Below are 12,776 nucleotides of genomic sequence, written 5' to 3'. Positions count from 1 at the left end.
CGCCGGGCTTCTCTTCCTTCACGCCGGCGCCCCGATCTTGTAGCCGACGCCGCGCACGGTGGCGACATGGTCGCGCCCGAGCTTCTTGCGCAGGCGGCTGACATAGACTTCCACCGTATTGCTTTCGATCTCGGATCCGAAGGCATAAAGCGCCTCCTCGATCTGGGACTTGGAAATGATCGCGCCGGGCCGGGCGAGCAGCGTATCCAGAACCGCCCATTCGCGGCCGGACAGGCTGATTTCCTCCTCGCCTGAAAACACCCGCCGGTCGGCCTGGCTGATCCTCAAGTCACCGAAACGGATGACCGGCGAAATATTGCCGCCATACCGCCGGATCACCGCCAGCATGCGGGCCGAAAGCTCGCCGAGATCGAAGGGCTTGACGAGATAATCGTCGGCACCACTGTTCAAGCCCTCGATCCGGTCGGAAATCTGGTCGTGGGCGGTCAGGATGATGACCGGGGTCGCGTTGTCGGAAGCCCGCATCTCCTTCAGGAGCGCAATGCCGCTGCCGTCCGGCAGGCGCAGATCGAGCAGGACGAGACCGTAGCTGACGGCCCGCAGCGATGCGCGGGCATCCTCGATCGTGAGCATCCAGTCGACGGCATGCCCGGCTGCCGCGACATGGTCGCGAACCGCCTCCCCCAGAATTTCGTTGTCCTCGACAAGCAGAACGCGCAAATCGACGATCCCTCCACCGGCCAGCATTGCTGGCACTCTTATTTCCTCTTTGACCGGCGCCGTCAAACAGGTTGACCCGGCAGCCAACCGCATTGCCTGCAGCAGCCCGCACACACCCCGGCCAAACCACTACGAAGCAGCATTCCCCCGACAGGACGCCAGGACATCCAGCGCCGGATCGTAGGCCTTGGTGGCGATGTTCATCATGCCGAGGACCGTATGGAACAGATTGTCGTGCGATTGCGGCTCGCTGGTCTTGGCGTTCAGGCAAGCGGCATCGATCCCGGTCCTGGCTTCCGGGCTTTGCCAGAGAACGAAGGGAACATGCGTCTGCTGCGAGGGCGCGATGAAATAGGGCGCACCGTGCAGATAGAGCCCGTGCTCGCCGAGTGACTCGCCGTGGTCGGACATGTAAAGCATCGCACCCGCCATCTTGCCTTGTCGTGCCTTCAGCATGTCGATGATCTCGGAGAGGACATGGTCGGTGTAGAGGATCGTGTTGTCATAGGCGTTGACGATCTCGTCATGCGAGCAATTGCCGAGCTCCGGCGTCCGGCAATCCGGCGTGAAGCGGCGGAAGGCATCCGGGTAGCGCTGGTAATAGCCCGGCCCATGGCTACCGATCTGATGAACCACCAGCACGCTGTCGCCTTTCACATTGTCGAGCCAGGAACCGAGCCGATCGAGATGCACGGCATCGATGCATTCGTGATTGGTGCAGAAGCGCGGGTCGTTGATATCGGAAAAGGACGTGTAGGCCGTGCGGCTGGCAATGCCCTTGCTGCCGGTATTGTTGTCCCACCATTCGGTCCTGACGCCGGCATGACCAAGCACGTCGAGAAGGTTCTCCGTCTCCATCGCCTTTTGATGTGTGTAGCCGGCACGGGTGTAGACAGAGAACATGCAAGGTAGCGAGACGGCCGTCGCCGTGCCGCAACTCGACGTATCGGAGAAGTAGCGCACGCCGCGTGCGGCAAGCTTCGGATTGGTCATGCGGCCATAGCCATTGAGCGAAAAATTCTCGGCCCGCGCGGTTTCGCCGGCGACGATGATGGTCACGCGCGGCTTGCCGGATGCAGTAGGCCCAACCACATGGGCGTCCGTGCCAAGCGGCTGGACGACGAGATTTTCCTCCGCCCCGCTCGCCATGACATACCGCACCGCACTGACGATCGGCGCGACCGGATTGAGCGTCTCCATCAGGTCGCGGTGCTCGCGGGTGGTGGCCGCCAGCGTGCGGACATTGGCGAGGCCGACAGCGATGAAAACCGCCAGGCAGGACAGGACAAGCGCGAGGTTCCAGCGGAATTTCTGTCCGAAAGGCCGATGCTGGATGCGCACCACCGCAATCAGCAGCGAAGGCACGATGCCGAAGATCGCCACATCCGTGACGAAACCCACCGTCAGCAGATGGCCGGCCTCCGATCCCGTCGTCTCCGCGGCGTTGCGGATCATGTCGACATCGATGATCGTGCCGAAGTGATCCATGAAGCGGGAGGACACGGCTGCGGCCATCACCATGAGGATGAACAGCGGCTTGGTCAGATATTTCACCGACACCGCGATGCAGACGGCCGAAAACAGCGCGAGCAGGCCGATCCCCATCGACACCATAGCGAAGCTCGGAATGCCGAGATAATCGATGGCCTTCGCCCAGAAGGTCCGGTTTGTCAGGAAAACGAGATAGACGGCCACGATCACGCTGAGCGTGACGCTGCCAATTGCGGGACGCACCAGGCGCGGCGCGGCGCTTGATAAAGTTTGGAATGCCACCTGTCATCTCCTGCGAAACATCGGACGGGCGGAGCGGCGCAAAGGGCGCGGCACCGATCCGGCGCCATCAGGCGCACGGGCTTCCCGTCTCCACGCCTGACATCTGTGACTGTTTTCTGACAGGAACCTGAATGGGGTTGGGAGATGGAAAGGATCGAAGAAAACGATCATCGCTCGTCCGACGGGCGTTCAGCCGGTTGTCAGGTTCAGCGGGCAAAGTGCGGCGACACTGGAGATTCTTGCTTGAAGGCGCGTCGCATTCCCCTTGGCCTGCTTTATGTCGGTGCCCTCGTCGTGGTCATCATCCTGATCCCGCTGTGCCGTCTTGCGGGCTCTGACGCCTCGACGCTGACGCACCGGAAATCGTCGGCCATGACCCTGCGTCTCGATAATCTGAAGCTCTGAAATAGAGTAAGCGACAGCTTACCTATCCCTCGCCACCACGGTCTGCCTGCGCAGGAATCGGGTGGCGGCTCCTCCTCCTTGCTGCGATTGAAGCTCCCGCACAATCCAAGAGGAGTTTCAGCCATGACCACATTGTCCACGAAGGTCGCCATCATCACCGGCGCCAGTTCCGGCATCGGCCGGGCGACGGCAAAACTGTTTGCCCGCGAAGGCGCCCGTCTCGTCCTGTCGGGCCGGCGTCGCCCGGCCCTCGACGACCTCGTCGCCGAAATCGAGGCCGAGGGCGGCGAGGCTCTTGCCGTCGATGGCGACGTCCGCGACGAGGGCCACGCCCGCGCGCTGGTCGATGCGGCGGTGGAGAAGTTCGGCGGCCTCGACATCGCCTTCAACAATGCCGGCACGACCGGGGAAATGGCGCCGATCGCCGATCTCTCGACCGCCGGCTGGCAGGAAACGATCGAGGCCAACCTGACCAGCGCCTATTTCGGCGCCAAATATCAAGTCCCGGCCATGGCGAAGCGCGGCGGCGGTTCACTGATCTTCACCTCCAGCTTCGTCGGCCATACCGCCGGCATGCCGAACACCAGCGCCTATGCAGCCGCCAAGGCGGGGTTGATTGGCCTGACGCAAAGCCTGGCGGCGGAACTGGGAACCAAGGGCATCCGCGTCAACGCCATCCTGCCGGGCGGCACCGATACCCCGATGAGCTTCACCAATGCGCCCGGCGCCGGGCCGGAAGTTCTCGCCTTCGTCGAGGGCCTGCACGCCCTGAAGCGCATGGCCAAGCCGGAGGAAATCGCCCGCTCAGTGCTCCACCTCGCCTCGGACGCCGCCAGTTTCACCACCGGCACCGCCATGCTCGTCGACGGCGGCGTCTCGATCAACCGCACCTGATCATTTCCGTTCAAAAACGGGGACGTGATTGTATCCGGAAGGTACGGCACCTTTACCTCTCCCCCCGTGGGAGAGGACACAAAATCAACATCTTAGCCAAAGGCTGCCGCGTGAACTCTCACGTTGCGCGCAAGCCAGCCGCCCCGCGACATCGCCAACCCTTGACTTTCGCGCCCGATCGTCCGACTTCAAATGCGACAATCCCGAGGAGTTCCCGCCATGAGCGAACAAGCCCGCAGCACCATCGATCAGGCCGAGGTCGACCGCTTTTCCGCGATGGCCGCCGAATGGTGGGATCCCAAGGGCAAATTCCGGCCGCTGCACAAGTTCAATCCCGTTCGCCTCACCTATATCCGCGATCGCGTCTCGGATAATTTCGGCCGAGACGCCAAGGCGCCACAACCGTTGAAGGGCCTGCGCATCCTCGATATCGGCTGCGGCGGCGGGCTCCTGTCCGAGCCGATGGCCCGCATGGGTGCCGATGTCGTCGGCGCCGATGCATCGGAAAAAAACATCATGATCGCCAGGACCCATGCCAGCGGCAGCGGCGTGCCAGTCGATTACCGCGCGGTCACGGCGGAATCGCTGGCGGAATCCGGTGAATCCTTCGATGTCGTGCTCAACATGGAAGTGGTCGAACATGTCGCCGACGTCGAGTTCTTCATCTCGACCTGCGCCTCCATGGTGCGCCCCGGCGGTTTGATGTTCGTCGCCACCATCAACCGCACGATGAAAGCCGCCGCCCTTGCCATCTTCGCCGCCGAAAACGTCCTGCGCTGGCTGCCGCGCGGTACCCACCAATATGAAAAGCTGGTGCGGCCGGAAGAACTTGAAAAGCCGATTACGGCCAGCGGCATGACGGTGACCGACCGCACCGGCGTCTTCTTCAATCCCCTCGCCAACCAGTGGAACCTGTCGAAGGACATGGACGTCAACTACATGATCGTCGCCAAACGACCGGCCTGATCGACGGCCAGGGAGAGTGCCGCGGAAGTACGGCAAATCCTATGTCCTGCGCATGAAGAACCGGATCAGCGTCACCGAGCTTGGCCGGCAACCGGTCTTCGGCGACCTGCACCTGCTCGTCCACGTCTTGGGCTGGCATCGGCACGAGCCTGCCCCGTGTGCGCCGCATCTTCCTGACACCCTATCCTTATTTGATTGATTACCACCTCGGCGAGAACGAAATCGTCGTCCAGACGTGCTCCTGACAGACGCGATCTGCCGGCCGCCATCTCAGTTGACGTCGTCGGGCAGCACCGGCAGCGGCGCGATCTCGATGCCTTCATCCAGCAGTTCGCGCGCCTCCTCGACCGTCGCCTTGCCGATCAGACCGCGCTGTTCAGCTTCACCATAGTGAATCTTGCGCGCCTCCTCGGGAAACTTGGCGCCGACATCCTCGGCATTCTCGCGGATCGACGTCACCAGTTCGCGGATCTTGGAAACCGCTTCCTTGCGCGCCTGGTCCATCATCAGGACCTTGGCCGCATCCTTGTTGCGCGCCGTCGAGACCGAGGGCGCCATCAGTTCCTTGCCGACGGAGACGGAGCCGCAGGCCGGACAGGAGACAAGCCCGAGATCCGCCTGACGATCGAAATCGGCACTCGAGGAAAACCAACCTTCGAAGGAATGGCCGTTGTCACAGGCAAGAGTGTATTTGATCAAGCGGCCACGTCCCCGGAGGCATCCGGCGACACCTCCTCCAACGAAAAGGACCGGCCATTCCTCAGGTTCGGAATTTTCGCCCGTGCCGCGGCAACAGCCGTCACGTCGATATCGGCCAGCACCACACCTTCGCCAGTGCCGCCGGCGGAAGCCAGCACCGCGCCCCAAGGATCGACGATCATCGAATGGCCGAATGTTTCGCGCCCGTCCTCATGCAGGCCGGCCTGTGCGGCGGCGATGACGAACATGCCGTTCTCGATGGCGCGAGCCCGCAAGAGGATTTCCCAATGGGCCTCGCCTGTCTGGCGGGTAAAGGCCGCCGGGATCGACATGACTTGTGCCCCGGCCACGGCCTGGGCGCGGAAGAGTTCCGGGAAGCGGACGTCGTAGCAGATGGCGCAGCCGAGCTTGGCGAACGGCAGGTTGACGAGCCGCGCGGTGCCGCCCGGCGTGTAGGCCGCACTTTCCCGCCAGCTCTCGCCATTGTCGAGATCGACGTCGAACATGTGGATCTTGTCGTAATGGGCAATCTTCCGGCCATCCGGGCCGAACAGGAAACCGCGATTGGCAATCTTGCCGTCGGCAAGACCGATCGCCGTCGAACCGACATGCAGATGGATGCCGAGTTCCGCCGCAAGTCCGGAAGCGGCGGCGACGATCAGATCCGTGCTTTCGTCGCGCAAGGCCGCCCGCATCGCCGCACGATCGCGCTGCAGGGCACCGGTCATTTCTGGCGTCTGCACATAGGTGGCGCCCTTCGCCGCAGCCTCGCGCACCAACCGGGCCATGGCGTCGGCATTGCGGGCGACATCGACGCCCGAGCACATCTGGATCGCGGCGGCCTTGAACGTCATGGGGCGTCTCCTTATGCGGCGAGCATGTCGTCCAGCTTGCCGGCACGCTCGAGAGCATGCAGGTCGTCGCAGCCGCCGACGTGAATATTGTTGATGAAAATCTGCGGGAAGGTGGTGCCACCATTCGACCGCTCGATCATCTTCTGGCGAACGTCCGGCGCGGAGGTCGCGTCATGCTCCTCGAAGGTCACGCCCTTCGTTTCCAGAAGTTTCTTTGCCGCGGAACAATATCCGCAGAACTGACGGGTATAAATAACGACCGAAGCCATAGTCTTGACCTGCTCCCTGGCCGGCCCTGTGCCGGCACATATTGAAAGTCATATAAGACCGGACATGGCTCTTGCAAAGGTTAAAACCGTCACATCCGCGGCACCGGCCTTCTTCAAGGCCCGCGTCGCGGCCGAAACCGTCGCCCCCGTCGTATAGACGTCATCGACAAGCACGATGCGCTTGCCGAACACGGCCGCCTTGCCGGCTTCTGTGACGGTGAAGGCGCCGCGCACATTGTCCTGGCGCTGCGCCGCGCCGAGCCCAACTTGCTGGACGGTGCGCTTGGTGCGGGTCAGGGCCGTTGCGAGATAGGGCTTTTCCGCACGCCGGGCGATCGACCGGGCGAGTTCGGCGGATTGGTTGAATTTGCGCCCCCAAAGCCGGAAGGCATGCAGCGGAACCGGCAGGATGGCGTCGCAGCTGTCTACATTCCCGTCGCTGGCGCGGATCATCCAGTCGGCCATCATCACCGCCAGATCGGTGCGGTCCCGGTATTTCAGGCCATGGACAAGCGAACGGGCAATGCCGTCATGGATGGCAACGGAGCGCAGCCGATCGAATACCGGCGGATTGGCGATGGCGTCGGCAGAGAGGATGCCGGCGTCCAGATCGTGGGAGAACGGAACGCCAAGGACCTCGCAATAGGGACGCTCGATCAACCGCAACGTCGCCCAGCAGGCGGGGCAGGCACCGCGATGCTGGCCGACCATCCGGCCACAGCCGCTGCAGACCGGCGGATAGACCGCATCGACCGCCACAGCCACCAGGCCGCGCAGGCTTCCGGTCAGGTCATCGACCAGTCGCCGCACCGGATTTTCCGTCCCTTCCACGCTCATGAGGTTGACTTTACGGCCAGCCGGGTTTCATTGCGATCAGATTTTTAAGCGATCAGATTTTTGGAAGCACTGCCGTGGATTTCGTTTTCGACCAGACGCTCATCGAAACCCGCCGCAAGCGGGCACTGCGCAACGGCGATCCGAAGGCCGCGTTCCTGCTCGAGATCGCCGCCCGGGAACTGGCCGAACGGTTGAGCGTCGTCGAGCGCCATTTTGACAAGGCCGTCGAACTGCATGGCTATACCGGTCTGGCGGCGCGCTTCATGGCCGAGAGCGGCAAGACCGGCGAAATCCGCCGCGTCGAGACGGACGCAGCGTTTGCTTCCGGTGACGAATCCATCTCCGTCTCCCCGCTCGAAACCGTTCCGCTTGCGCCGGAATCGGTAAACCTGATCGTCTCGCCGCTGTCGCTGCACCTGACCAACGATACGCCGGGCGTGTTCATCCAGGCGCGCCGGGCATTGAAGCCGGACGGCCTCTTCCTGGCCGCGATCCCCGGCAGCGGCACGCTGCAGGAACTGCGCGAGGTGCTGCTGGCCACCGAGAGCGAGTTGACCGGCGGTGCCAGCCCGCGCGTCATTCCCTTCGCCGATGTCCGCGATATCGGCGCCCTGCTCCAGCGTGCCGGCTTCACCCTGCCGGTCGCCGACACGGAAAGCTACACGGTGCGCTATGCTTCGCTGTTCTCGCTCCTGAAAGACCTGCGGTCGATGGGCATGACCAATCCGCTCGCGGCCCGAAGTCGCAAGCCGTTGACGCGGAAATTCTTCCTGAGGGCGGCTGAACTCTACGCAGAACGCTTCGGCGATCCCGATGGCCGCATCCGGGCGACCTTCTCGATCATCTATATTTCCGGCTGGGCGCCGCACGAAAGCCAGCAGAAACCATTGAAACCGGGATCGGCGAAACAGCGCCTATCCGACGCGCTCAGCACGCGGGAACTGCCGCTGAAGGACAAGGATTAAAAGATCAGTTCGGCGCGGTGGTGATCGCCGTGGTGATCTTGTCGAGCACCACCAGAAGCGAATCCGAGAAGCCGCCAAGCCCGACGATCATGCCCACGGAGATAAGGCTGGCCAAAAGGCCGTATTCGACGGCCGTGGCGCCTGACTTGACGTTGAGAAAACGGACGAATGTCTTCATGTGCTCCCAGCCTGTGCGGCGCAGGCCGTCTCGGCTTGCGCATAAAGTCGTTCGGGCCGAGGAGTCGATGCACGGGCCGCCGGGAAGGCGCCCCGCCCAGCCGAGGGATCAGCAGCCGCTCTTGCTTCCATTTCCGTCGATGATGCAGACGGCACCGGGCATTTCCTGCAGCACGCTGCGGCGCACCGTATAGCGCTTGGTCGTCGTGCTGCCCGGGATCGATCCCGTCGAGATATTGTCGTAGTCGATCGGCGCGTCGGCCAGCACCTTGTTCTCGCTCTTGGAGGTGAGCATCGGCGTCAGGATCAACGTCAGCGCAATGACGGCGGTACCGAACAACAGCGACAGATTGAGCGCACCGGTGCGCCGGCTCTGGCTCGTCACCAGATCCTTGTCCTGTACCGTTCTCCAGAAATCGTCGTCGACCATCACATGCCTCTTAAAAATGCAGGCGCTTCCTTGATGGCGGTTCACTCCCACCGCCTCAAACCATGCCGCGCCAATACACGATCGGCGCCCGTTACGGGAAACGTCCCGAAACACATAGACGCCGACACTGAACTGAGGCTGATCTTGAGCGAGGGTGATAAATGTTTGATTAATGAAATCGAAATTTCCGGCCGTTTGGTCAGAGCAGATCCATCAAATAGGGGATAAGCGGCTCGTCCGCCGGGGGCATGGGATAATCGCGCAAGGCTTTGGGCCGAACCCACTTGATCGCCTGTCCCTCCCGCCCATGGGCAGTGCCTTCATAACGCCGGCAGACATAGAGCGGCATCAGCAGATGAAAATCGTCATAGGTGTGGCTGGCGAAGGTCAGAGGCGCGAGGCAAGCGACCTTGGTCTGGATACCCAGCTCCTCGTCGAGTTCGCGGATCAGCGTCTCCTCCGGCGTTTCGCCGGGCTCCACCTTGCCGCCGGGAAACTCCCAGAGGCCGGCCAGCGACTTGCCCTCGGGACGCTGCGCCAACAGGATGCGGCCATCGCTATCGACCAGCGCGCAGGCTGCGACCAGCAGGATTCTCCGGCCCTGGCCGTCCATCGTCATGCCTCCGCCCGCCGATAACAATAGCGGTAGACATCCTTGAAACCGAACTTGCGGTAGAGCTGGATCGCCGGCCCATTGTCGGCCTCGACTGCAAGCCATGCGGTGCGGGCGCCGCGAAGACGGGCCCAGCGCAACGAGGCGTTGACGATCGACGAACCGACGCCCTGGCGGCGGACGTTGTCGGCCACGGCGACCTGCAGGATACCGGCCAGATCATTGTCATGCACGGCCAGCGATACGGCAATCGGCCCCTCTTCCGGAGATTCGAACAGGAACAGCCCGCATTCCGGCTTGATCGCGTTGATGACCTCACTGAGGCCAGCCTTCACCTGGCTGCTCTCGCCACAGATCTGCAGCCGGGCATCGACGAAACGGCCGACATCGCGCAGCGGCAGGTGCTCGATCGCTTCCGTCGTGTCGTTCGGCGGAATGTCGGCCATCATCACGACGGTCTCGGCAAGCATCGGCCAGCGGCGCTCATCCATGTAGGTTATCAGTTCCGGCGGCGTCAGCGGCGTCTGCCGCACGGTGAGCGGCCGGCCATAATCGCAAAAGCGCTTGGCCGCCCTCTCGAGCCGGATCGCGATATCGCGGCTGTCGGAGGGATCGAGCGGGTTGACGGAGTTGAGCCGCCTGGAATCATGTCCCGCCGTCAGTCGGATCAGCCAGCTTCCGTCATACTGCACCGATGCCGCCGGCCAGGCACGGAAGCCGACAGCTTCGAGACGCCGGACATTCGGCAGGTCAGCCTTCAAGATCGTGTCCTGCACCATATCAGCTCCGATAGTCGCCGTTGATCTCGACATATTCCTTCGTCAGGTCGCAGGTGTAAACCGTCGCCTTGCCGGAACCGAGGCCAATCTCGACACGGATGGCGATGTCTTCTTCCTTCATCACCGCTGTCGCCGCCGCTTCCGAATAGGTCGGGTCGCGCTCACCTTCGACGGCGACGCGCACATCGCCGAACCAGATCGCCAACCGGTCGCGATCGGCCATCTCGCCGGACTTGCCGACGGCCATGACGACACGGCCCCAATTGGCATCCTCGCCGGCAACCGCCGTCTTGACCAGCGGCGAATTGGCGATCGACAGACCGATGCGCTTGGCGGCAGCATCGCTTTCGGCGCCTTCGACCGTAACGGCAACCATCTTGCGGGCGCCTTCGCCGTCGCGCACCACCTGCAGCGCCAGATCGAGCAGGAGATCGTTCAGCGCCGAACGAAATCCCTCAAGCGCCGGATCCCCGGCATCGACAATCCTCGACTGTCCATCCTTTGCGGCCGCACCCGTAGCAAACAGCATCAGCGTGTCGGATGTGGACGTATCGCTGTCGACGGTGACGGAATTGAAGGTTGGGCCGGCGCCTTCCGAGAGAAGTGCCTGCAAGGTCTGCGGCGCGATATCGGCGTCGGTGACGACAAAGGACAGCATCGTCGCCATATCGGGAGCGATCATGCCGGCTCCCTTGGCGATGCCGTTGATGACGACGGGAACGCCGCCGATCTCGGCGGTTCGGGTCGATACCTTCGGATAGGTGTCGGTTGTCATGATCGCCTTGGCGGCCTCGAACCAGAAATCGCCCGTCGCATCCGTGGTCATATCCTTGAGAACGCCGGCAAACTTCGTCGCGTCCAGCGGCTCGCCGATGACCCCGGTCGAGGCGAGAAAGACTTCACCCGTCGAGCAGCCGACTGCTTCGGACGCGGATTGCGCCGTCAGCTCGGTCGCCGCGCGGCCCTTCTTGCCGGTGAAGGCGTTGGCATTGCCGGAATTGACGACGACAGCGCGGGCAACGCCACCGGAAAGGTTCTGGCGGCAGAAATCGACCGGCGCGGAGGGGCAGCGCGACCGGGTGAAGACACCGGCGACGGCGGCCGGCTCATCGAATACCATCAACAGCACGTCCGTGCGGTTCTTGTACTTGATACCGGCGGCGGCGGTCGCCATGCGCACGCCACGCACCGGCGGCATGTCGGCAAAGGATTTCGGGGCAAGCGGAGAAACGGAACCGGACATGATCAAACCTCAGATAAGAAAAACCACCTGGAACTGATTTGGATAAAGCAGGGGGTCCCATCCTCCGTCATCCTCGCCCTTGTGACGGGGATCCAGCGACCCGACGTCTGTCGGGTCAAAAGACTCTTCGCCCAAGGACTTGGGCGGCTGGATTCCTGTGACGAGCACAGGAATGACGGGGTTTTGGGTATCAGAAACCCCTCACCCCAGCCCTTCTTACCGCCTGCGGGGAGAAGGTGGCCAGCAGGCCGGATGAGGAGCCGAAAGCACGCCGCTTAGTTGGCGGTAGCAGCTTCCGCCTTGTTGGCTTCGTCATAGGCCTTCTTCAGGGCCGGGTCGGTGATATCGACCCCGGCTTCCGTCTTGGCCTTGGTCAGAAGCGCGATGTACTTGTCGCGCATGACAAGCTGCTTGACCTGCGGCTCGACCTGGTCGAGCGGCGGTGCGAGCTGCATGCGCTTGTCTTCGAGCAGGATGACGTGGAAACCGAACTGCGTCTTTACCGGAGCAGTCGTGTACTTGCCCTTCTCCAGCTTGAAGGCGGCTTCGGAGAATTCCGGAACCATGCGATCCTTGGTGAAGTAACCGAGGTCGCCGCCTTCGCTCTTGTTCGGGTCGGTGGACTTTTCCTTGGCCAGTTCGGCGAAATCCTTGCCGCCATCGAGATCCTTGATGACCGCCTTGGCTTCGTCCTCGGTCTTGACGAGGATATGGCGGGCCTTGACCTCTTCCTGCGCCGGGATCTTGGCGATTTCAGCGTCGTAACGGGCCTTGACCTCGTCGGCCGTCACGCCGTCGACAACGTGCTTCTTGAAGTAGGCATTGTGCAATTCGCGATCGGTCAGATAGGCGAGGCGCTTCTTGAAGTCTTCGTCGTTCTGCAGGCCTTCCTTGCCGGCATCGGCGGCGAGCAGCTTGACGTCGATCAGGCCGGAAAGAGCGGCCGCGCGCTTCTGCTCATCGGGAAGCTGGGCGAGTTGCGGATCGAGGCCGGTCAGGGCGAAGTCGAGTTCCGACTGGTGGATTTCCGCGTCGCCAACCTTGGCGATGACCGGATCCGCACCGTCAGCCGCAACCGCCGAACCCTGGGCGGCCATGACGGCGATCACGGCAACCGCCGCCAGCATTTTGTATTTCAACATCCTGGTACCTTCCACGCTGGATATCCGGAACCGTGGTCACGACCGGCCT

At 62.8% G+C, this 12,776-nt stretch carries 16 protein-coding genes; 4 read left to right on the top strand and 12 right to left on the bottom strand.

The window, feature by feature from the left end:
- Nucleotides 1–18 precede the first annotated feature (18 nt).
- On the bottom strand, nucleotides 19–681 hold the full coding sequence (locus VL202_RS12865) for a response regulator transcription factor (protein WP_325464522.1): 663 nt from the start codon (nucleotides 679–681) through the stop codon (nucleotides 19–21).
- 129 nt (nucleotides 682–810) lie between these two features.
- Nucleotides 811–2,454, bottom strand: coding sequence for a phosphoethanolamine--lipid A transferase (locus VL202_RS12860; RefSeq protein ID WP_325464506.1), 1,644 nt, complete (start codon nucleotides 2,452–2,454; stop codon nucleotides 811–813).
- A 243-nt stretch (nucleotides 2,455–2,697) separates the two neighbouring features.
- Between VL202_RS12860 and VL202_RS12855 the strand changes: the two genes are divergently transcribed.
- The 3 genes from VL202_RS12855 to ubiG all read left to right on the top strand — a co-directional run bounded on the left by VL202_RS12855 (nucleotide 2,698) and on the right by ubiG (nucleotide 4,719).
- The gene (locus VL202_RS12855) at nucleotides 2,698–2,859 is read left to right on the top strand and encodes a hypothetical protein (RefSeq protein ID WP_325464505.1); all 162 of its coding nucleotides are present in this window, start codon (nucleotides 2,698–2,700) and stop codon (nucleotides 2,857–2,859) included.
- A 123-nt stretch (nucleotides 2,860–2,982) separates the two neighbouring features.
- A complete protein-coding gene (locus tag VL202_RS12850; protein ID WP_325464504.1) occupies nucleotides 2,983–3,753 on the top strand; it encodes an SDR family oxidoreductase in 771 nt (256 codons plus the stop codon).
- A 219-nt stretch (nucleotides 3,754–3,972) separates the two neighbouring features.
- On the top strand, nucleotides 3,973–4,719 hold the full coding sequence (gene ubiG, locus VL202_RS12845) for a bifunctional 2-polyprenyl-6-hydroxyphenol methylase/3-demethylubiquinol 3-O-methyltransferase UbiG (protein ID WP_325464503.1): 747 nt from the start codon (nucleotides 3,973–3,975) through the stop codon (nucleotides 4,717–4,719).
- Between the two features lie 270 nt (nucleotides 4,720–4,989).
- Here ubiG and VL202_RS12840 read toward each other — a convergent pair whose 3' ends face one another.
- Genes VL202_RS12840 through VL202_RS12825 form a run of 4 tightly spaced genes read right to left on the bottom strand, consistent with a single transcriptional unit; the run spans nucleotide 4,990 to nucleotide 7,378 of the window.
- A complete protein-coding gene (locus tag VL202_RS12840; RefSeq protein WP_325464502.1) occupies nucleotides 4,990–5,418 on the bottom strand; it encodes a DUF1178 family protein in 429 nt (142 codons plus the stop codon).
- Nucleotides 5,415–6,272, bottom strand: a complete 858-nt coding sequence (locus tag VL202_RS12835; RefSeq protein WP_325464501.1) for a carbon-nitrogen hydrolase family protein — start codon at nucleotides 6,270–6,272, stop codon at nucleotides 5,415–5,417. The genes VL202_RS12840 and VL202_RS12835 overlap by 4 nt, the downstream gene beginning before the upstream one ends.
- A gap of 11 nt (nucleotides 6,273–6,283) precedes the next feature.
- On the bottom strand, nucleotides 6,284–6,541 hold the full coding sequence (grxC, locus tag VL202_RS12830) for a glutaredoxin 3 (protein WP_325464500.1): 258 nt from the start codon (nucleotides 6,539–6,541) through the stop codon (nucleotides 6,284–6,286).
- 48 nt (nucleotides 6,542–6,589) lie between these two features.
- On the bottom strand, nucleotides 6,590–7,378 hold the full coding sequence (locus VL202_RS12825; RefSeq protein ID WP_325464499.1) for a ComF family protein: 789 nt from the start codon (nucleotides 7,376–7,378) through the stop codon (nucleotides 6,590–6,592).
- A gap of 74 nt (nucleotides 7,379–7,452) precedes the next feature.
- On the opposite strand from VL202_RS12825, the gene VL202_RS12820 reads away from it, so the two are divergent.
- Nucleotides 7,453–8,343, top strand: a complete 891-nt coding sequence (locus VL202_RS12820; RefSeq protein ID WP_325464498.1) for a methyltransferase domain-containing protein — start codon at nucleotides 7,453–7,455, stop codon at nucleotides 8,341–8,343.
- 4 nt (nucleotides 8,344–8,347) lie between these two features.
- On the opposite strand, the gene VL202_RS12815 is transcribed toward VL202_RS12820, so the two are convergent.
- The 6 genes from VL202_RS12815 to VL202_RS12790 form a co-directional block, all read right to left on the bottom strand.
- Complete coding sequence (locus VL202_RS12815; RefSeq protein WP_325464497.1) at nucleotides 8,348–8,521, bottom strand: Flp family type IVb pilin; 174 nt, start codon at nucleotides 8,519–8,521, stop codon at nucleotides 8,348–8,350.
- A 108-nt stretch (nucleotides 8,522–8,629) separates the two neighbouring features.
- Nucleotides 8,630–8,950 carry a hypothetical protein gene (locus tag VL202_RS12810; protein WP_325464496.1) on the bottom strand — a complete coding sequence of 107 codons (321 nt, stop codon included), beginning with the start codon at nucleotides 8,948–8,950 and terminating at the stop codon, nucleotides 8,630–8,632.
- A gap of 199 nt (nucleotides 8,951–9,149) precedes the next feature.
- Nucleotides 9,150–9,563 carry an 8-oxo-dGTP diphosphatase MutT gene (gene mutT, locus VL202_RS12805; protein WP_325464521.1) on the bottom strand — a complete coding sequence of 138 codons (414 nt, stop codon included), beginning with the start codon at nucleotides 9,561–9,563 and terminating at the stop codon, nucleotides 9,150–9,152.
- 2 nt (nucleotides 9,564–9,565) lie between these two features.
- Nucleotides 9,566–10,342, bottom strand: coding sequence for a GNAT family N-acetyltransferase (locus VL202_RS12800; RefSeq protein WP_325464495.1), 777 nt, complete (start codon nucleotides 10,340–10,342; stop codon nucleotides 9,566–9,568).
- Between the two features lies 1 nt (nucleotide 10,343).
- The gene (gene argJ, locus VL202_RS12795; protein ID WP_325464494.1) at nucleotides 10,344–11,585 is read right to left on the bottom strand and encodes a bifunctional glutamate N-acetyltransferase/amino-acid acetyltransferase ArgJ; all 1,242 of its coding nucleotides are present in this window, start codon (nucleotides 11,583–11,585) and stop codon (nucleotides 10,344–10,346) included.
- A 275-nt stretch (nucleotides 11,586–11,860) separates the two neighbouring features.
- Nucleotides 11,861–12,727, bottom strand: a complete 867-nt coding sequence (locus tag VL202_RS12790) for a peptidylprolyl isomerase (protein ID WP_325464493.1) — start codon at nucleotides 12,725–12,727, stop codon at nucleotides 11,861–11,863.
- Between the last annotated feature and the right edge of the window lie 49 nt (nucleotides 12,728–12,776).

Origin of the sequence: Pararhizobium sp. (assembly GCF_035497515.1) — a bacterium.
Taxonomy (GTDB): domain Bacteria; phylum Pseudomonadota; class Alphaproteobacteria; order Rhizobiales; family Rhizobiaceae; genus Pararhizobium.
Note: the sequence above shows the minus strand (reverse complement) of the source record. Positions and strands in the feature narration are given on the sequence as shown.